This window comes from Pseudescherichia sp. (assembly GCF_031979925.1).
GTDB lineage: Bacteria > Pseudomonadota > Gammaproteobacteria > Enterobacterales > Enterobacteriaceae > Pseudescherichia.
In genome coordinates, this window is the sequence record NZ_DALZFB010000003.1 from 1 (window position 1) to 18,192 (window position 18,192).

16 protein-coding genes, 2 tRNA genes and 1 pseudogene are annotated in these 18,192 nt (G+C 56.3%); 11 read left to right on the forward strand and 8 right to left on the reverse strand.

What is annotated here, in order from left to right:
- Nucleotides 1-96: 96 nt before the first annotated feature.
- A tRNA-Asp gene (locus RTM13_RS06225) sits at nt 97-173 on the forward strand.
- 73 nt (nt 174-246) lie between these two features.
- On the opposite strand, the gene yafC is transcribed toward RTM13_RS06225, so the two are convergent.
- On the reverse strand, nt 247-1,146 hold the full coding sequence (yafC, locus tag RTM13_RS06230) for a DNA-binding transcriptional regulator YafC (RefSeq protein ID WP_312211031.1): 900 nt from the start codon (nt 1,144-1,146) through the stop codon (nt 247-249).
- Nucleotides 1,147-1,342: 196 nt separating this feature from the next.
- Between yafC and RTM13_RS06235 the strand changes: the two genes are divergently transcribed.
- Both RTM13_RS06235 and RTM13_RS06240 read left to right on the forward strand, forming a co-directional pair.
- Nucleotides 1,343-2,143, forward strand: a complete 801-nt coding sequence (locus RTM13_RS06235; protein ID WP_312211033.1) for an endonuclease/exonuclease/phosphatase family protein — start codon at nt 1,343-1,345, stop codon at nt 2,141-2,143.
- Between the two features lie 76 nt (nt 2,144-2,219).
- The gene (locus RTM13_RS06240) at nt 2,220-2,987 is read left to right on the forward strand and encodes a class I SAM-dependent methyltransferase (RefSeq protein WP_312211034.1); all 768 of its coding nucleotides are present in this window, start codon (nt 2,220-2,222) and stop codon (nt 2,985-2,987) included.
- Nucleotides 2,988-3,055: 68 nt separating this feature from the next.
- Here the strand turns inward: RTM13_RS06240 and mltD are convergent, their stop codons facing one another.
- Both mltD and gloB read right to left on the reverse strand, forming a co-directional pair.
- Nucleotides 3,056-4,423: a murein transglycosylase D gene (mltD, locus tag RTM13_RS06245; RefSeq protein WP_312211035.1), complete on the reverse strand. Its 1,368-nt coding sequence runs from the start codon at nt 4,421-4,423 to the stop codon at nt 3,056-3,058.
- A 73-nt stretch (nt 4,424-4,496) separates the two neighbouring features.
- Nucleotides 4,497-5,252, reverse strand: coding sequence for a hydroxyacylglutathione hydrolase (gene gloB / locus RTM13_RS06250; RefSeq protein ID WP_312211036.1), 756 nt, complete (start codon nt 5,250-5,252; stop codon nt 4,497-4,499).
- Between the two features lie 33 nt (nt 5,253-5,285).
- On the opposite strand from gloB, the gene RTM13_RS06255 reads away from it, so the two are divergent.
- Entirely contained in the window at nt 5,286-6,002 is a 717-nt protein-coding gene (locus tag RTM13_RS06255; protein ID WP_312211037.1) for a class I SAM-dependent methyltransferase, read from the forward strand.
- Here the strand turns inward: RTM13_RS06255 and rnhA are convergent.
- A pseudogene (gene rnhA, locus RTM13_RS06260) lies at nt 6,003-6,580 on the reverse strand (ribonuclease HI). It lies immediately after the preceding gene.
- Here rnhA and dnaQ point away from each other — a divergent pair.
- The gene (dnaQ, locus tag RTM13_RS06265; RefSeq protein ID WP_312211039.1) at nt 6,534-7,265 is read left to right on the forward strand and encodes a DNA polymerase III subunit epsilon; all 732 of its coding nucleotides are present in this window, start codon (nt 6,534-6,536) and stop codon (nt 7,263-7,265) included. The pseudogene rnhA and the gene dnaQ overlap by 47 nt on opposite strands.
- A gap of 127 nt (nt 7,266-7,392) precedes the next feature.
- Nucleotides 7,393-7,469, forward strand: a tRNA-Asp gene (locus RTM13_RS06270).
- Nucleotides 7,470-7,554: 85 nt separating this feature from the next.
- Here the strand turns inward: RTM13_RS06270 and RTM13_RS06275 are convergent.
- Entirely contained in the window at nt 7,555-8,328 is a 774-nt protein-coding gene (locus tag RTM13_RS06275; protein WP_312211041.1) for an amidohydrolase, read from the reverse strand.
- Nucleotides 8,329-8,438: 110 nt separating this feature from the next.
- Nucleotides 8,439-10,898 carry an acyl-CoA dehydrogenase FadE gene (gene fadE, locus RTM13_RS06280; protein WP_312211043.1) on the reverse strand — a complete coding sequence of 820 codons (2,460 nt, stop codon included), beginning with the start codon at nt 10,896-10,898 and terminating at the stop codon, nt 8,439-8,441.
- A 237-nt stretch (nt 10,899-11,135) separates the two neighbouring features.
- Between fadE and lpcA the strand changes: the two genes are divergently transcribed.
- The gene (gene lpcA, locus RTM13_RS06285; RefSeq protein ID WP_312211045.1) at nt 11,136-11,717 is read left to right on the forward strand and encodes a D-sedoheptulose 7-phosphate isomerase; all 582 of its coding nucleotides are present in this window, start codon (nt 11,136-11,138) and stop codon (nt 11,715-11,717) included.
- A gap of 46 nt (nt 11,718-11,763) precedes the next feature.
- A complete protein-coding gene (locus RTM13_RS06290; RefSeq protein WP_312211047.1) occupies nt 11,764-12,531 on the forward strand; it encodes a class II glutamine amidotransferase in 768 nt (255 codons plus the stop codon).
- On the opposite strand, the gene dpaA is transcribed toward RTM13_RS06290, so the two are convergent.
- On the reverse strand, nt 12,502-13,245 hold the full coding sequence (gene dpaA, locus RTM13_RS06295; protein ID WP_312211049.1) for a peptidoglycan meso-diaminopimelic acid protein amidase: 744 nt from the start codon (nt 13,243-13,245) through the stop codon (nt 12,502-12,504). The two genes, RTM13_RS06290 and dpaA, sit on opposite strands and share 30 nt — an antisense overlap.
- A gap of 275 nt (nt 13,246-13,520) precedes the next feature.
- On the opposite strand from dpaA, the gene dinB reads away from it, so the two are divergent.
- Entirely contained in the window at nt 13,521-14,576 is a 1,056-nt protein-coding gene (dinB, locus tag RTM13_RS06300; RefSeq protein ID WP_312211051.1) for a DNA polymerase IV, read from the forward strand.
- An 86-nt stretch (nt 14,577-14,662) separates the two neighbouring features.
- Here dinB and pepD read toward each other — a convergent pair whose 3' ends face one another.
- Nucleotides 14,663-16,120, reverse strand: a complete 1,458-nt coding sequence (gene pepD / locus RTM13_RS06305; RefSeq protein WP_312211053.1) for a cytosol nonspecific dipeptidase — start codon at nt 16,118-16,120, stop codon at nt 14,663-14,665.
- Nucleotides 16,121-16,375: 255 nt separating this feature from the next.
- Between pepD and gpt the strand changes: the two genes are divergently transcribed.
- Nucleotides 16,376-16,834, forward strand: coding sequence for a xanthine phosphoribosyltransferase (gpt, locus tag RTM13_RS06310; RefSeq protein ID WP_312211055.1), 459 nt, complete (start codon nt 16,376-16,378; stop codon nt 16,832-16,834).
- 105 nt (nt 16,835-16,939) lie between these two features.
- Nucleotides 16,940-18,184, forward strand: coding sequence for an esterase FrsA (frsA, locus tag RTM13_RS06315; protein ID WP_312211057.1), 1,245 nt, complete (start codon nt 16,940-16,942; stop codon nt 18,182-18,184).
- Nucleotides 18,185-18,192 lie beyond the last annotated feature (8 nt).

The following is an 18,192-nucleotide window of genomic DNA, read 5'->3' on the forward strand; positions in this document are numbered from 1 at the left end:
AGTGTGGGGTCTCCCCATGCGAGAGTAGGGAACTGCCAGGCATCAAATAAAGCAGTAAACCGGGGCATCAAACCGGTGGCTGTAGAAAAATTCGGTGGAGCGGTAGTTCAGTCGGTTAGAATACCTGCCTGTCACGCAGGGGGTCGCGGGTTCGAGTCCCGTCCGTTCCGCCACTTATTTAAGAAGCCGTATCTCTCACGAGATACGGTTTTTTTTTGCCTGCTATTTACCACGCAAACGCCAGCTTCACGGCTGCTGACGCTGCTTCACATACTCGCTTAGAAAGTCGACAAAGGCTCGGATACGCGTACTGACCGCTCTGTCACTGTAGTAGACCGCGCTAAAGGGCATCTCAACCGGCAGACGTTTATCCGCCAGCACCTCGACCAGCTCGCCGCTGGCAATCTCATTGTCCGTCATATAGTCAGACAGGCAGGCTATACCGTTACCGGAAAGACAGAGGTACTTCAGCGTTTCGCCGCTGTTAGATGAGATGCCGCTGGTAATCTCATACAGCTGACCATCTTCACAGGCTATCGGCCAGGTATTAAGCGACACAGGCTCTGTGAAGCCCAGGCAGGTGTGATGTTTAAGATCGTCCACGCTCTGCGGCGTACCGTATTTGGCCAGATAGGCAGGGGAGGCGATCATCCTGCGGGAGCTTTTAAACAGCGGGCGGGCACGCAGGCTGGAGTCCGTTAGCGTACCAACGCGTATAGCGACGTCCACTTTCCGCTCGATGAGGTTAATAAAGGTCTCTGATGAGACCAGCGAGAGGGTCACCTCCGGGTAACGCTCACGAAACGGCTTAATCATTGGCATTAAAAAATGCAGCACAACCGGCGTGGCTGCATCGATACGCAGCAGGCCGCGTGGCGTGTGCTGATGCTCCATCACCTCGTTTTCTGCTGCCGCCATCTCCTGCAGAATAAGCTGCACACGGCGGAAATAGCGCTCACCCTCTTCAGTCAGGCTTAGATGGCGTGTAGTGCGGTTAAGCAAGCTGACACCCAGCTTGGTCTCCAGCTTCTTTACCGCCCGGCTAATAGCCGAATTAGCCTGTCCAAGCTGCTCAGCGGCACGGCTAAAGCTCCCGCTCTCCACCACGGCGACAAATATAGTCAGCTCTTCTGATGTTGCCTTCATTTTTGCACCTGTAGCAAAATTTTATCTCTATTTTATCGCCTATTGTTATTTAACCACGCGTCTGCGCTGGGTGTCACTCCCTTATCAAAGTAACTGTTTTTCCAGGCAGCGTTGAAAGTGTGCGCTAAAATCCCTATAACAGAAGGAGTGGCCCTGGTATCCAGGGTAAACAGGTTACAGAGGTAAGAAGCCGAAAGTGCGAAAACATACCCATGCCATGCGCTATATCGCAGGACAGCCCGCCGAGCGGATCCTGCCGCCCGGGTCATTCGCGAGCATTGGCCAGGCATCACCTCCAGGCGCGCCGCTGAGTGAAGAAGAGAATATCCGCGTCCTGGTGTGGAATATTTTCAAGCAGCAGCGTGCAGAGTGGCAGTCAGTGCTGCAAAGCTTTGGTAAAGATGCCCATCTCGTGCTGCTGCAGGAAGCACAAACCACGCCTGAGCTTATCCGGTTTGCAACCACTAACTATCTGGCGGCAGATCAGGTTCCGGCGTTTGTGCTGCCTCAGCACCCCTCTGGCGTTATGACGCTGGCTTCAGCCCATCCGGTCTACTGCTGCCCGCTGCGCGAGCGTGAGCCGATCCTGCGGCTGGCAAAGTCCGCCCTGGTGACGGTCTACCCCCTGCCTGACGGACGGCTGCTGATGGTCGTTAACGTGCACGCGGTTAACTTTAGCCTGGGAGTTGATGTCTACAGCAAGCAGCTGCTGCCTATTGGCGATCAGATCGCCCAGCATAATGGCCCGGTGATCATGGCTGGCGATTTCAATGCCTGGAGCCGTCCGCGTATGAATGCGCTTTACCGCTTCTCCCGGGAGATGGCTCTGCGCCAGGTACGCTTTACGGATGACAACCGCCGCCGGGCGTTTGGTCGCCCGCTCGATTTTATCTTCTATCGTGGTCTCAACGTGAACGAAGCTTCGGTGCTGGTTACGCGCGCCTCCGATCACAACCCGCTACTCGTTGAATTCAGTCCCGGCAAACCTGATAAGTAGTGGTGCGTCAGGTCTGCCGTAGGGCAGGCCTAAACGGGTGCTGCCCTCTTTTTCACTTAACTAAAAGGACAGCACAATGGCAGCAAAATCCCATCATGATAATGTCGAAGATCAGTTTGGCTCCCAGGCCAGCGCCTACTTAACCAGCGCTGTGCATGCCGCAGGCCGTGATTTAGAGCGGCTGCGCGAACGCCTCCAAAACGTCCCTCAGGCCCATGTTCTGGACGTCGGCTGCGGGGGAGGACATGCCAGCTTTACTGCCGCCACAGCCGTAAGAGAGGTGACGGCATACGATCTCTCCAGCGATATGCTGGGCGTTGTGGCCGCAGCGGCAAAAGAGAAAGGCTTAACCAATATCCGCACCCAGCAGGGTTATGCAGAGAGCTTACCCTTCGCTGATAGCACCTTTGATGTCGTGATTAGCCGCTATTCAGCGCACCACTGGCAGGATCTCGGCCAGGCATTGCGTGAAATAAAACGAGTGTTGAAGCCTGGCGGCACGGTATTCCTGATGGATGTGATGTCGCCTGGCGAGCCGGTTCGTGATATCTGGTTGCAGACGGTTGAAGCCCTGCGCGATACCTCGCACGTGCGCAACTACTCTAGCGGCCAGTGGCTGGCACAGATCAACGAGGCGGGGCTGACAACCTGTGACTTGATTACCGATCGTCTGGTACTGGAGTTCTCCTCCTGGATCGCACGAATGCGTACCCCGGATGCGCTGAGCAAGGCGATTCGGCTCTATCAGGAGAGTGCATCGCAGGCGGTAAAAGCCTACTTTGAGTTACAGGCTGACGGGTCATTCACCAGCGATACGGTATTTATTGCCGCGAAAAAACAGTAACAACGGCAAACAGCAATAAAAAAAGCACCGGGGGAATCGGTGCTTTTTTATATGAAACGGTTCGATGATCAGGAGTCCGGCGTGGCGTTGTTCTTCACAAACAGCGTCAGCTGATCGCCAGGTTGCAGATTATCCGTATCGTCATTCCAGCGCATAACATCCTTAATATTTACGCCGTAATCTTTCGCAATACTGGAGAGCGAATCGCCTTTACGCACGCGATACTTAACGCTATCGCTGTTGCTGGCAAGACGCTGCGCGCTGCTGCCCGCACCGACGGTCAGGCTCTGGCCCACCTTCAGGGTTGATCCGCGCAGGTTGTTCCACTGCTGGAGATCCTTAGCGGTCACGCCGAGGCGTGAAGCAATACCGGAAAGCGTATCGCCAGAACGTACCTTATAGCTCTTACTGGTCAGCGGGGTGTTATCCGCCATCAGCGTAGGCTGTACGGCAGCGATCTCACCTGAGGCCAGTGATTCACGCAGCTGGTCTGCATGCTTCTGCGGCACCATCACATACTGCGGTCCACCCGAGCCGAGCGTCGAGCCTTTAACGCCTGCGTTAAAGGTTTTCAGCTTGCTTACCGGCATGCCAGCCATATCCGCCAGCTGGCTCATGCCAACCGGGCTGTTTAGCCGGACACGTGCCAGCGCGCGGCTATCGTCAGGCGTAGGCAGACGCACACCGTAGCGCTTGCTGTTCTTGAGAATATCACTCAAAGCCAGCATCTTAGGCACGTAAATTTTCGTTTCCTGAGGCAGCGAGAGCGACCAAAAATCGGTAGGTTTCCCTCGCGATTTATTCGCTTTCATTGCCTTCATGACACGCCCTTCGCCGCTGTTATAGGCAGCGACCGTCAACAGCCAGTCGCCGTCAAACATGCGGTTAAGACGCTGCATCATGTCGAGTGCGGCAGTGGTAGATGCCACAACGTCACGACGCGCATCGTAAGTGCGAGTCTGTTTCAAACCGTAGTTGCGCCCCGTGCTCGGAATGATCTGCCAAATGCCTGCGGCATTGGCGCCAGACGTCGCGTGCGGGTTAAAAGCGCTCTCCACTATGGGTAGTAGTACCAGTTCCATGGGCATGTTACGTTTCTTAACTTGCCCTGCTATCCAGTACATATACGGCTCTGCCCGTAAAGTTACATCGTGGAGATAGCTCTTGTTTCTTAAATACTTCTGCTTTTGTTCGCGAATCCGGTCGTTTTCCGGAATTCCCATCTTCAGCTCGTCGCTAATGGCAGCCCACAAGTCCTGATCCTGCGCGAGGGATGTTCCATCGTCCATCCACCGCGCCTGACTTGTAAACTTACCTGCTTCCCCTTGACTAGCTGCAGAAAGGCTCTGTGCGTGCTGTTGTACGTTGCCATCGTGATTAGACGCCTGGCAACCCACAAGCAGGACAGAGGCGAGTAAGATCGCTTGTGCCTTCATGTGTGTGAGTCAATAGTTGCTTAAAAGACGAGCAATCATAACGGCGAAGGATCCAGATGACAAGTATGAAATTTCAGAAAGCGTCTTTCTTTGACCTCAACCATGCAAAACGCGTATTAGGCTGTTGCAATTTTGTTTCTTTATCAATAACACTAATCAAATCAGGATCTTCAGTGCGGAGAAAAACATTAATACGACGCTCATTTTCCAGCGTTACGGGCAGCGTTGTTTGACTTTTTGTGCGTAACTGCTTCACTTTATTAAGATAATCCTCAATAGCCGGATCGTTGGGCAGAATATGCTGGGCAAACTTCATATTCGCTAATGTGTATTCATGCGCGCAACAAATAAGCGTTTCCGGCGGAAGCGCGTTAATTTTCTGAAATGATTGATACATCTGATCCGCTGTTCCTTCGAAAAGTCTGCCGCAACCGCCTGAGAACAGCGTGTCGCCGCAAAAAAGGTAAGGAATTGTGTAGTAAGAAACATGACCCAAAGTATGACCCGGCGTTGCAAAAACAGAAAATTCGTAGCCCAAAAGAATGAGCTTATCGCCCTCGACTACGCATTTCGTTGCCCCTTTATCTTGTGTCTCTTCTGGGCCATATACCACTACGTCCGGGAACCGCTGGCGCAGTTCTTTCACGCCGCCAACGTGATCGTGGTGGTGATGCGTGAGCAGGATCGCCTGTGGCTGCCACTGGTTTTCTTCGATAGCATGAAGCACCGGAGCCGCTTCGCCCGGATCAACAATCACACAGTGACCTTCGTCATTGCTTAGCACCCAGATGTAGTTATCCTGAAATGCGGGAATACTGTTAAGATTCATATAATACCTCTCAAAGCGTAGCGGAAGGTTGTGATGAAACCGGCAAGGACACCTCGAACGTTCTCAGCACCCGCCCACTGGGCTGAGTTTTCCCGTGGCGAATACTACCGCGAGGCGCTGGAGCAGCAGCTTAAGCCCTGGTTCGCAAAGATTTACGGATTTCACCTGCTTAAGATTGGCAATCTCAGCGCGGAAATCAATGCCGAAAGCTGCGCTATCTCGCATCAGGTTAACGTTTCATTACTTGGGGAGCCTGCGCAGGTCAGGGCCGATCCGCTGCATCTGCCCTTTGAGAATAAATCCGTCGACGCCTGCCTGCTGGCGCATACGCTTAGCTGGTGCCAGGATCCGCATCGCCTGTTAAATGAAGCCGATCGCGTGCTGATTGATGATGGCTGGCTGATATTGAGCGGGTTTAATCCCGTCAGCCTGCTTGGATTACGCAAGGCACTGCCTGTTAAACGTCGGTCAGTGGTCTACCGCAGCCGGATGTTTACTATGATGCGCCAGCTCGACTGGCTGGCGCTGCTCAACTTTGAGGTAGTGCACCATAGTGGCTTTCAGGTACTGCCCTGGACCCGGCAGGGGGGGAAGGTGCTGAGCACCCATCTGCCCGCGCTGGGCTGTATGCAGCTTATCGTCGCCCGCAAACGCACCATTCCTCTGACGCTCAATCCAGCTAAGCAGAGCAAGGCGAAGGCGCGTGTGCCCCAGGCGGTGGGCGCAACGCGGCAGTACCGTAAACCCTGACTAGCTCTCTGGCTGGTAACCGACATCTTCCTGGGTGGGATTCATCGCTGCGCTGCGGGCCAGCTCGTCGCAGCGTTCGTTTTCCGGATGGCCCGCATGGCCTTTAACCCACTCCCAGCGGATCTGATGCTGGCTGAGTGCCGCATCCAGTCGCTTCCAGAGATCAACATTCTTTACCGGTTTCTTATCAGCCGTTTTCCAGCCGCGCTTTTTCCAGTTGTGGATCCACTGGGTTATCCCCTGGCGGACGTACTGGCTGTCGGTGCTCAGGACCACTTCGCAGTGCTCTTTCAGCGCCTCAAGCGCGACGATGGCTGCCATCAGCTCCATCCGGTTGTTGGTCGTGAGACGATACCCTTCGCTGAAGGTTCTTTCATGCTGCCGATAGCGTAAAATAGCGCCGTAGCCGCCTGGCCCTGGGTTACCTAAGCAAGATCCATCGGTGAAAATTTCTACCTGTTTGAGCATCTCTGGTAGACTTCCTGTAGTTGAAATCGACGTAAAACGACAAGTCTGACATAAATGACCGCTATGAGCACTGCAATTACACGACAGATCGTCCTTGATACGGAAACCACCGGTATGAACCAGATCGGTGCCCACTATGAAGGACATAAGATTATTGAAATCGGCGCGGTAGAGGTGATCAACCGTCGTCTGACCGGCAATAACTTCCACGTCTATCTCAAGCCGGATCGGCTGGTGGATCCGGAAGCCTTCGGCGTGCATGGGATTGCAGATGAGTTTTTGCTGGATAAGCCGCTCTTCAGCGACGTTGCCGATGAGTTTATCGACTATATTCGCGGCGCTGAGCTGGTGATCCATAACGCATCGTTTGATATCGGCTTTATGGACTATGAGTTCAGCAAGCTGAACCGGGGCATTCCTAAAACGGATACCTTCTGTAAGGTGACCGATAGTCTGGCGATGGCCAGGAAGATGTTCCCCGGCAAGCGCAACAGTCTTGATGCGCTCTGCTCACGCTATGAGATCGATAACAGCAAGCGAACGTTGCACGGCGCACTGCTCGATGCCCAGATCCTCGCCGACGTCTTCTTGATGATGACGGGCGGACAGACCTCAATGGCCTTTTCCGTTGAGGGTGAAAATCAGCAGGCGCAGGGCGAATCCACTATTCAGCGCGTCGTACGCCGGGCAAATGCGCTACGCGTGGTGTTAGCCAGCGATGAAGAGGTAGTGGCCCATGAATCGCGTCTCGATCTGGTGCAGAAGAAGGGCGGATCCTGCCTGTGGCGAGCCTGAAAGCCTTGTTTTGTGGATAAAAACAGCTCGCGGGCGATTTTTGCAGCAAACGATTCAAAAGCAGTGAAAAAGCGTTGACGGCGTGCGAGGCAATACGTAATATTCGCCTCGTTCCCAAGGGAACAGTGGAGCGGTAGTTCAGTCGGTTAGAATACCTGCCTGTCACGCAGGGGGTCGCGGGTTCGAGTCCCGTCCGTTCCGCCACTATTCAGAAGGCCTGAGTCAGCAATGACTCAGGCCTTCGTCGTTTTGGCTTTTCAAACGGGCGCTTTCGCACCCGTTATTCACATCACTTCTCCAGCGTAAAGGCGTCGGCATCCTGCCAGGCCGGGAATTTTTCGCGATAGTCTTTCAGCGCGGTCAGCGACAGCTCGGCATCGATACGCGTAGCCTGGTGCGGCTCGGCAGTGGCGAGAATCTCTCCCTGTGGGCTGACGATCCGGCTGTCGCCGCGATAGTGATGCCCGTTGCCATCGGTGCCGACGCGGTTACAGCCCGCAACATAGGCCTGGTTCTCAATAGCCCGCGCCACCAGCAGCGCCTGCCAGTGCAGGGAGCGCGGCGCAGGCCAGTTGGCCACGTACAGGGCGAGGTCGTAGTCGTTGCGGTTGCGCGACCAGACCGGGAAGCGCAGGTCATAGCAGACCAGGGGGAGAATGCGCCAGCCGCGCCACTCAAAGACCACCCGCTCGGTGCCAGCCTCATAGTGGTGATGCTCATCAGCCATGCGGAACAGGTGGCGCTTATCGTAGCTATGCACCTTGCCCTCCGGCTCGACCAGCAGGAAACGGTTTACCGCTCCGCGATCGCTCTGCAGCGCCGCGCTACCTGCAACCAGGGCATTCGTCTGCTGCGCTTTGGCCTGCATCCAGGCGATAACATCACTCTGCGGCAGCGACTGCTGCGCCGCCTGCATCGCAAAACCCGTCGTGAACATCTCCGGCAGAACGATAACGTCGCGCCCGATAATATTTTCCAGTTGGCGATCGAAGTGCCGCAGGTTAGCTGGACCATCCATCCACACCAGCGGCTGTTGCAACAGCGTAATTTTCAAACCAGGCACGATGAGTCTCCCCATTTTTGTAGCGTTCAAACACTCTACCACGGCAAAACGCGATTGTGTGGCAATAAAAAACCCTGCCGGGGGCAGGGTCGATAGCAACACAGGAAACGTTACGCAGCTTCGATTTTGCGCACTTTCTCCGGCAGGGCAGGGAGCAGTGGCCTGACCGGTTGGGTAGCCAGCGCGTCTGCCTCGAAGTCATCAACGTTGATGCTGCGCAGTCGGCTCTCCTCGGCTTTGATCAGGATCCGCGCTTCGTCATAGTCGATAATTCCCTGGGCCAGCGCGTCGTTGGCCAGCGTATCCAGACGGGTAAAGGGCAGATTCTTACCGATCTCTTTACAGATACGCTGATGAATCGGATCCGCAGCGATGACGTCCAGCAGCGCATCCTCCAGCAGGCCAACCGGGTTATGCTCGCTGGCGGTCAGGTACTGACCGCGACCAATGCGGGAGCGGGTAGCGCAAGGCGTTTGCAGGATCTTCGCCACAGCATGGTCCAGCTTGTCCGACGGGGCAAGGTAGTGACGCCCGGTAGGGAAGATGGTCGCGCGAAGCAGGGCGGCAACGCCGCGGTTCGGGAAGTTGGCCAGCAGGTCATCCATCGCCTGCTCTGCTTTATAGATCGCATCCTGCACGCCCCAGTGAACCAGCGGCAGATCGGCTTCGTGGCGGCCTTCGTCGTCATAACGTTTCAGCGTCGCGCTGGCGAGGAAGATCTGGCTCAGAATATCCCCCAGCCGCGCCGAGATACGTTCGCGACGTTTCAGGCTGCCGCCCAGCACCGCCATCGAGACATCTGACAGCATCGCCAGGTTGGCGCTCAGACGGTTAAGGTGCTGATAGTAGCGGCGGGTGGCATCTCCGGTTGGCGTGCTGCTGGTCAGGCCGCGAGTCAGGCCAAGCCAGAAGCTACGTACCGTGTTGCTACCCACGTGGCCGATGTGTTTAAACAGCAGCTTGTCGAAGGCGTTAAGATCGTTGCTCTGGGCAGCAGCCATCTCATCCAGCACATAAGGATGGCAGCGGATTGCGCCCTGACCGAAGATCATCATGCTGCGGGTAAGAATGTTCGCCCCTTCAACGGTGATAGCGATCGGTGCGCCCTGATAAACGCGGGCCAGGAAGTTGCTCTCGCCAAGCATAATGCCTTTCCCGCCAGCAATATCCATGGCGTCAATAATCGACTGCTGGCCGCGATGGGTGCAGTGGTACTTTACGATAGCAGAGAGTACCGCGGGTTTTTCACCGAGCACAATGGCGTAGGTGATCAGCGACGCGGCAGCATCCATCACGTAGGCGTTACCAGCAATGCGCGCCAGCGGCTCTTCGATCCCCTCCATCTTACCGATGGCGATGCGGAACTGACGACGAATGCGCGCGTAAGCGCCGATGCCCATCGCAGCAGACTTCAGGCCGCCGGTAGAGTTGGACGGCAGAGTAATACCGCGACCTACCGACAGACACTCCACCAGCATCCGCCAGCCCTGGCCAGCCATTTTCGGTCCGCCGATGATGTAGTCAATCGGCACAAAGATATCCTGACCGCGGGTCGGGCCGTTCTGGAACGGAACGTTAAGCGGGAAGTGGCGGCGGCCAATTTCTACGCCGGGCGTGCTGGTGGGGATCAGGGCGCAGGTAATACCCAACTCTTCGTCTCCACCCAGTAGTTTTTCCGGGTCGGAGAGCTTAAAGGCCAGGCCCAGCACGGTCGCAATAGGGGCCAAAGTGATATAGCGTTTGTTCCAGGTCAGGCGCATACCGAGCACCTGCTCACCCTGCCACTCACCCATGCACACCACGCCGGTATCCGGAATAGCACCGGCATCAGAACCCGCTTCCGGGCTGGTCAGGGCAAAGCAGGGGATCTCTTCCCCACGCGCCAGGCGCGGCAAGTAGTGGTTCTTCTGCTCTTCGGTGCCGTAGTGTTGCAGCAGCTCGCCCGGGCCTAAGGAGTTAGGCACGCCGACGGTGATGGCCAGAATGCCGGAGACGCCGGAGAGCTTCTGCAGCACGCGAGACTGGGCGTAGGCGGAGAACTCGAGGCCGCCGTACTCTTTTTTAATGATCATCGCAAAGAAGCGGTGCTCTTTCAGGTATGCCCACAGCTCGGGCGGCAGGTCGGCCATCTCATGGGTGATCTGAAAATCATTAGCCATGCGGCAGGCCTCTTCTACCGGCCCGTCGATAAACGCCTGCTCTTCAGCGGTCAGACGCGGCTGCGGATAGCTATGCAGCTTTTTCCAGTCCGGATTGCCACGGAACAGATCGCCTTCCCACCATGTAGTCCCGGCGTCGATCGCCTCTTTCTCGGTGCGTGACATAGGCGGCATCACTTTACGGAAGCCGCGAAACACCGGGGCGGAGATCATCGATTTACGCATCGCGGGCAGGTTAAACGGCACCAGCATAATTGCCAGCGGCACCAGCACCCAGATGGACCACAGGCCGGAAACGCCAAGCGCGGCGGTCCAGGCCAATAAAATCAGGCTACTCAAAAACAGACTGACACGGTGGTAAAACAGCGCGCCAATCAGTACCACGGTTGCGACAAGACTCAACATCATCATAAACAATTGCTCCCTGGCTTGTAGGAGGTCTGACCACTTTAGATGTTATTGTTGTAGTGGATGACACTATATTTAGCAATGTGTTTACAAAGTAATTACAACCTGGTTCACATTGTTGATAGCGATGATGGCACGTATACCTAAAACGCCCGGTGATAAGTATGGCTTTAGCTTCTCGCGTATGGCGCTATCCGGTAAACTGCGCACGTAAAATTCATCTAGTCTGAAGGACATCTTATGTACCAGGATCTGATTCGTAACGAATTGAATGAAGCGGCGGAGACGCTGGCTAACTTTCTGCAGGATGACGCCAATATCCACGCTATCCAGCGCGCAGCGGTGCTGCTGGCCGACAGCTTCAAAGCCGGTGGCAAAGTGCTCTCCTGCGGTAACGGCGGCTCACACTGTGATGCGATGCATTTTGCTGAAGAGCTGACTGGTCGCTATCGTGAGAACCGTCCGGGCTACCCGGCCATCGCTATCTCTGATGTCAGCCACATCTCCTGCGTCGGTAACGATTTTGGCTACGACTACATCTTCTCCCGCTATGTGGAAGCGGTAGGCCGCGAGGGCGACGTGCTGCTGGGCATCTCCACCTCCGGCAACTCCAGCAATGTGATCAAAGCGATCGACGCTGCGCGCGCTAAAGGGATGAAGGTGATTACCCTGACCGGTAAAGACGGCGGCAAAATGGCCGGCAGCGCTGACATCGAGATCCGCGTTCCGCACTTTGGCTACGCCGACCGCATTCAGGAAATTCATATCAAAGTGATCCACATCTTGATTCAGCTGATTGAAAAAGAGATGGTTAAAGCTTAAGACGTCTTACGGGGGCCTGGCCCCCGATGAGCTGTGGAGGTGTTGTATGTGCGAACTGCTCGGGATGAGCGCCAATGTGCCGACGGATATTTGCTTTAGTTTTACCGGGCTGGTTCAGCGCGGTGGGGGAACCGGGCCGCATAAAGATGGCTGGGGCATTACCTTTTACGAAGGCAAAGGCTGTCGCACGTTCAAGGATCCACAGCCCAGCTATAACTCACCGATAGCGAAACTGGTTCAGGACTACCCGATCAAATCCTGCTCGGTGGTGGCCCATATTCGCCAGGCCAACCGGGGAGAGGTATCGCTGGAGAATACGCACCCCTTTACCCGCGAGCTGTGGGGACGCAACTGGACCTACGCCCACAATGGCCAACTGACGGGCTACAAAACGCTGGAGACCGGCAACTTTCGTCCAGTTGGCGAGACCGACAGCGAGAAGGCGTTTTGCTGGCTGCTGCATAAGCTCACCGCACGCTATCCGCGCACGCCGGGCAATATGGCGGCGGTATTTAAGTACATTGCGACGCTGGCAGGGGAGCTGCGTGAGAAGGGCGTGTTCAATATGCTGCTGTCGGATGGGCGCTATGTGATGGCGTTCTGCTCCACCAACCTGTTCTGGATCACCCGTCGGGCGCCGTTTGGCGTGGCGAAGCTGCTGGATCAGGATGTTGAGATCGACTTTCAAAAAGAGACCACGCCTAATGACGTGGTCTCCGTAATTGCTACCCAGCCGCTTACCGGCAATGAAACCTGGCATAAAATCATGCCAGGGGAGTGGGTGCTATTTTGCCTCGGGGAGCGTGTAGTTTGATGCCAGCTGAGGCTGGATCGCGCCATTGCTCTTAAGCGGCTTGCTCACCACGTAACGACCATTCACCACCGAGACCACCGGCGGCTGGTGAAGGGTATTAAAGTAGTCATAGCCGGGCTTCAGCTGATTCCAGAAGTCTGCATAGTACGAGTTCTTATGGCGCGCCATGTTGGCGTCGGTCATGCGGAACGGATAGATGCTTACCTGCACGCCCGGCTGGCCAAAGACCAGCGCGCCGGTCACAAACTGGAAGATCTCATCGATGCCGGAGTCGGTCATGGCGTAGCAGCCCACCGAGACGCATGCGCCGTGGATCATCAGATACTTACCTTCATAGCCGTGCGAGCGATCGTAGGCGTTAGGGAAGCCGATATTGATCGCCTTATAGAACCGGCTGTCCGGTTTAAGCTGGCTGCGCTGAACGGTATAGAACCCTTCCGGGCTTTTGAAGTCGCCCTGGCGCTGTTTCGGACCGAGGCCGCCGGAGTAGTTACAGATCTTGTAGCTATCCATCAGCTGATACTGCTCGCCCATCTTGACGTACAGCTCAAGCGTGCGCTCTTCCTTGAAGATCTGGATATAGACCGGAGAACCCATTAACTGCTGCTTATATTCTCTACTAACGGGCGTTGTTGAGCTGTTGCTGCTGAGCAGGCCAGCAAACGAGACGCACGGTATTGTAAGCATCGCAATGAATAATGCGATTATGCGCATACTACTTGTTCCTTGATAAAGCGGTTACCACATTGCCAGGACGGCAAAAGAGATCCGAAATCAGACTAATCTGTATTAGGAGCGCTCACATTAGCACCCCGGTATTTTTTCGCAAGCCCGCCAGGCGGAGTTTACAAATTGTTTTGCTCAGGCTCCATCATACCGATATCAGAGGCCGTTGGCTAAGCTTCTGCATAAGCGATGCTTCTCATTTGATCAATAAAAGCTGTATACTTATCCAGTGAAGGCAGAGACTTCCCAGGCAAAATAAGCAGATGCGAAAAATAATACACGTTGATATGGACTGCTTTTTCGCAGCGGTTGAGATGCGCGACAATCCCGCCCTGCGAGATATCCCTATCGCCATCGGTGGTAGCCGGGAGCGGCGGGGCGTGATCAGCACCGCTAACTACCCGGCGCGTAAGTTTGGCGTACGCAGCGCGATGCCTACTGGCATGGCGCTCAAGCTCTGTCCCCATCTTACTCTGCTGCCGGGTCGTTTCGACGCCTATAAAGAAGCCTCGCGCCATATTCAGGCGATCTTCTCCCGCTACACGTCGCGCATTGAACCTCTCTCGCTGGATGAAGCCTTTCTCGATGTGACCGACAGCGTGCACTGTCACGGCTCCGCCACCCTGATGGCTCAGGAGATCCGCCAGACTATTTTTAACGAGCTACAGCTCACCGCCTCGGCGGGCATTGCGCCGGTGAAGTTTCTGGCAAAGATCGCCTCGGATCTCAACAAGCCCAACGGCCAGTATGTGATCACCCCGGACGAGGTCCCGGCGTTCCTGAAGACGCTGCCGTTGTCAAAAATTCCGGGCGTTGGCAAAGTCTCGGCTGGCAAGCTGGAGAGTCTCGGCCTGCGCACCTGTGAGGACGTGCAGAAGAGCGATCTCGCCATGCTCCTGAAGCGCTTCGGCAAGTTTGGCCGGGTGCTGTGGGAGCGCAGCCAGGGGATCGACGAGCGGGAGATCACCGGCGAGCGGCTGCGCAAGTCGGTGGGCGTGGAGCGCACTCTGGCAGAGGATATTCACGAGTGGGAGGAGTGCGTGGCGATTATCGAGCGCCTCTACCCGGAGCTGGAGCGGCGGCTGGCCGTCGTTAAGCCGGATCTGCTGATTGCTCGCCAGGGGGTGAAGCTCAAGTTTAACGATTTCCAGCAGACCACCCAGGAGCACGTCTGGCCGCAGCTGAATAAAGAGGATCTGATCGCCACTGCCCGCAATGTGTGGGACGAACGCCGGGGAGAGCGCGGCGTGCGGCTGGTGGGGCTGCATGTGACGCTGCTCGATCCGCAGCTTGAAAGGCAGCTGGTTTTAGGTCTGTAAAAAAGCCCGGTGGCGGCTTCGCCTTACCGGGCCTACATCGTCGAACCGTAGGCCGGGTAAGCGCAGCGCCACCCGGCGTTTGCTACTTACTTCGCCGGAATGGCTTTAAGCAGCTCGGTCAGCAGGGTCCAGTACTGGCCCACGCTCTCGATGTGAACCTGCTCATCCGGGGAGTGCGGACCGGTGATGGTCGGCCCGATAGAGACCATATCCATATCCGGGTACGGCTTTTTAAACAGGCCGCACTCGAGACCGGCGTGGATCACCTGGATGTTCGGCGTTTTGTCGAACAGGCGCTGATAGGTTTCACGTACCAGCTGCATGACCGGCGATTTCGCATCCGGCTGCCAGCCTGGGTAGCTGCCTTTTGCTGAGGTCTGCGCGCCCGCCAGCGTGCCTAACGACTCCAGCATGCTGACCACGTACTCTTTACCGCTGTCGATCAGGGAGCGGATCAGGCAGATAATCTCTGCGCTCTCGTCTTCCATAGTGACCACACCCACGTTCAGGGAGGTTTCTACCACGCCCTTCGCCACGTCAGAGTTGCGGATCACGCCGTTCGGGGTGGCGTTCAGCAGCTGCACGAAGGCGTCACGGGAAGCGGTCGTCAGCGCGGCTTTATCAGAGGCAACGCTCTCCAGCTGCACGGTCAGGTTCTTCTCTTTGATCGCCAGCTCGTTGCTCAGGATAGCCTGATACGCATCTGCCAGCGCCTTCAGCTGTTCAGCTTTGTCCGCTGCAACGGCAACGGTAGCAAAGGCTTCGCGCGGAATGGCGTTACGCAGCGTGCCGCCATTAAAGTCCAGCAGACGCAGATCCAGCTCGGCAGCGTGACCGGCCAGGAAACGTGCCAGCAGCTTGTTGGCATTGCCCAGACCGAGGTGGATATCACCACCGGAGTGGCCGCCTTTCAGGCCCTTCAGGGTCAGGCGGAAGGTCTCAAAGCCAGCGGGAACGGCTTCGCGGGAGAGGGCCAGGGTGGAGATAAAGTCGATGCCACCGGCGCAGCCCATGTAGATCTCACCCTCTTCTTCAGAGTCGGTGTTGATCAGGATGTCGGCCTGTAACCAGCCAGCCTGCAGACCAAACGCGCCGTCCATACCGGCCTCTTCGGTCATGGTCAGCAGCACTTCCAGCGGGCCGTGGGCAACGGTGTCATCTGCCAGCACTGCCAGCGCAGAGGCCATGCCGATACCGTTATCCGCACCCAGGGTGGTGCCACGGGCTTTCACCCACTCGCCATCAATGTAGGGCTGAATCGGGTCGACGGTGAAGTCGTGCACGGTGTCATGGTTTTTCTGCGGCACCATATCCAGGTGCGCCTGTAATACGACCGGCTTGCGGTTTTCCATACCGGCGGTGGCAGGCTTGCGAATCAGGATATTGCCAACCTGGTCGCGCTCGGCATGAAAGCCTTTCTCTTTCGCCCAACCCATAACGTGTTCAGCAAGCTGTTCTTCATGATAAGAGGGGTGGGGAATAGAGCAGATCTTGGCAAAAATATCCCACAGCGGCTGGGGGGATAGCTGAGACAGTTCAGACATAATGATTCTCCATGTCAATGGCCTGCAAAACAGAGGGGCAGGGCACAGGATTAGCGATAACAGAGCATCACGCGCTATGCGGGTGAGATAGAGGGAGAATACCACTTTATTGTCTGTCTGAGTGTGACACATGTAAAAAGCACAGGGCGGGCCGCGTAACACTGGTTTTTAGTGCGTCAGATCTCTATAATCTCGCGCAACCCATTTTCCCCTGAACACATTTAAGCCGCTTTACAATAGGCTGGGACACTTCACATGAGCGAAAAATACGTCGTCACCTGGGACATGTTGCAAATTCACGCCCGCAAGCTGGCCGCGCGCCTGCTGCCGTCAGAACAGTGGAAAGGCATCATTGCCGTTAGCCGCGGTGGTTTAGTTCCGGCTGCCCTGCTGGCCCGTGAGCTGGGTATTCGCTATGTTGATACCGTTTGCATCTCCAGCTACGACCACGACAACCAGCGCGAGCTGAAAGTGCTGAAACGTGCTGAAGGCGACGGTGAAGGCTTTATCGTGATTGACGATCTGGTAGATACCGGCGGTACCGCAGTCGCTATTCGTGACATGTATCCAAAAGCCCACTTCGTGACCATTTTCGCTAAGCCTGCCGGCCGCCCGCTGGTTGATGACTATGTAATCGATATCCCGCAGGATACCTGGATTGAGCAGCCGTGGGATATGGGCGTGGTCTTCGTACCGCCTATCTCTGGCCGCTAAGCCGCTTTTTTCTAAACTTTACGCCCGGTTATGCCGGGCGTTCTGTTATTTGGCGCCCGGCAGGTTACAATAGAGGAAGTGACGTAATCATGGAGGCTGCGCGCAATGACCCAGGCTAACCTCAGCGAAACCCTGTTCAAACCCCGATTCAAACATCCCGAAACCTCGACGCTGGTCCGCCGTCTTCAGCGGGGCAACCCCCCGGCGATGGATTCCGCGCTGGACGGGGCCAGCGTTCCGCACTGGTATCGGCTGATCAACCGCCTGCTGTGGGTTTGGCGCGGGGTCGATCCACGTGAAATTCTTGACGTGCAGGCGCGGATCGTCATGAGCCAGGCCGAGCGTACCGACAGCGATCTCTATGATACGGTGGTGGGCTATCGCGGCGGCAACTGGATCTACGAGTGGGCGACCCAGGCGATGAAGTGGCAGCAGAAGGCCAGCCAGACCCAGGATGATGCCCTCAGTGGCCGCCAGTGGCTGCACGCCTCCAATCTCTACAGCATAGCCGCTTATCCGCATCTGAAAGGCGATGACCTGGCCGAGCAGGCGCAGGCCCTGGCAAACCGCGCCTATGAAGAGGCTGCTCGTCGTTTGCCGGGTAAGCTGCGTGAGCTTGAGTTCGCCATTCCCGGCGGTTCGCCGCTGGTGGGCTTCCTGCACATGCCGAAAGGCGACGGCCCGTTCCCGACGGTGCTGGTATGCGGCGGTCTCGACAGCCTGCAAAGCGACTACTACAACCTGTTTGAGCGCTACTTTGCCCCGAACGGCATCGCGATGCTGACTCTGGATATGCCGTCGATTGGCTTCTCGTCGAAGTGGAAGCTGACCCAGGACTCCAGCATGCTGCACCAGCACGTGCTGAAAGCGCTGCCGGACATTCCGTGGATCGATCACACCCGGGTAGCCGCCTTTGGCTTCCGCTTCGGGGCAAACGTTGCCGTACGCCTGGCCTATCTTGAGTCGCCGCGTCTGAAGGCGGTGGCCTGCCTCGGGCCTGTGGTGCACTCGCTGCTCACCGATCCTCAGCGCCTCAGCGGCGTGCCGGAGATGTACCTCGACGTACTGGCCAGCTGTCTCGGGATGCATGATGCATCGGACGAGGCGCTGCGCGTGGAGCTGAACCGCTATTCATTAAAAACTCAGGGCCTGCTGGGACGACGCTGTCCGACACCGATGCTCTCTGGCTACTGGAAAAACGATCCCTTCAGTCCGGAAGAGGAGTCGCGGCTCATTGCCTCCTCCTCTGCCGACGGCAAGCTGCTGGAGATCCCCTTTAAGCCGGTTTACCGGAATTTTGATAAGTCTCTACAGGAAATTACTGCCTGGATGAAGCATAGATTGCGTTAATGCGTTGC

Excerpts from the sequence above, each read along its gene's own strand:
- gloB (WP_312211036.1), bottom strand. The coding sequence starts at position 5,252 with ATGAATCTTAACAGTATTCCCGCATTTCAGGATAACTACATCTGGGTG.
- mltD (WP_312211035.1), bottom strand. The coding sequence starts at position 4,423 with ATGAAGGCACAAGCGATCTTACTCGCCTCTGTCCTGCTTGTGGGTTGC.
- fadE (WP_312211043.1), bottom strand. The coding sequence starts at position 10,898 with ATGATGATGTTGAGTCTTGTCGCAACCGTGGTACTGATTGGCGCGCTG.
- pepD (WP_312211053.1), bottom strand. The coding sequence starts at position 16,120 with ATGTCTGAACTGTCTCAGCTATCCCCCCAGCCGCTGTGGGATATTTTT.
- dnaQ (WP_312211039.1), top strand. The coding sequence starts at position 6,534 with ATGAGCACTGCAATTACACGACAGATCGTCCTTGATACGGAAACCACC.
- frsA (WP_312211057.1), top strand. The coding sequence starts at position 16,940 with ATGACCCAGGCTAACCTCAGCGAAACCCTGTTCAAACCCCGATTCAAA.
- dinB (WP_312211051.1), top strand. The coding sequence starts at position 13,521 with ATGCGAAAAATAATACACGTTGATATGGACTGCTTTTTCGCAGCGGTT.
- lpcA (WP_312211045.1), top strand. The coding sequence starts at position 11,136 with ATGTACCAGGATCTGATTCGTAACGAATTGAATGAAGCGGCGGAGACG.
- gpt (WP_312211055.1), top strand. The coding sequence starts at position 16,376 with ATGAGCGAAAAATACGTCGTCACCTGGGACATGTTGCAAATTCACGCC.
- dpaA (WP_312211049.1), bottom strand. The coding sequence starts at position 13,245 with ATGCGCATAATCGCATTATTCATTGCGATGCTTACAATACCGTGCGTC.
- RTM13_RS06255 (WP_312211037.1), top strand. The coding sequence starts at position 5,286 with ATGAAACCGGCAAGGACACCTCGAACGTTCTCAGCACCCGCCCACTGG.
- RTM13_RS06240 (WP_312211034.1), top strand. The coding sequence starts at position 2,220 with ATGGCAGCAAAATCCCATCATGATAATGTCGAAGATCAGTTTGGCTCC.
- RTM13_RS06290 (WP_312211047.1), top strand. The coding sequence starts at position 11,764 with ATGTGCGAACTGCTCGGGATGAGCGCCAATGTGCCGACGGATATTTGC.
- yafC (WP_312211031.1), bottom strand. The coding sequence starts at position 1,146 with ATGAAGGCAACATCAGAAGAGCTGACTATATTTGTCGCCGTGGTGGAG.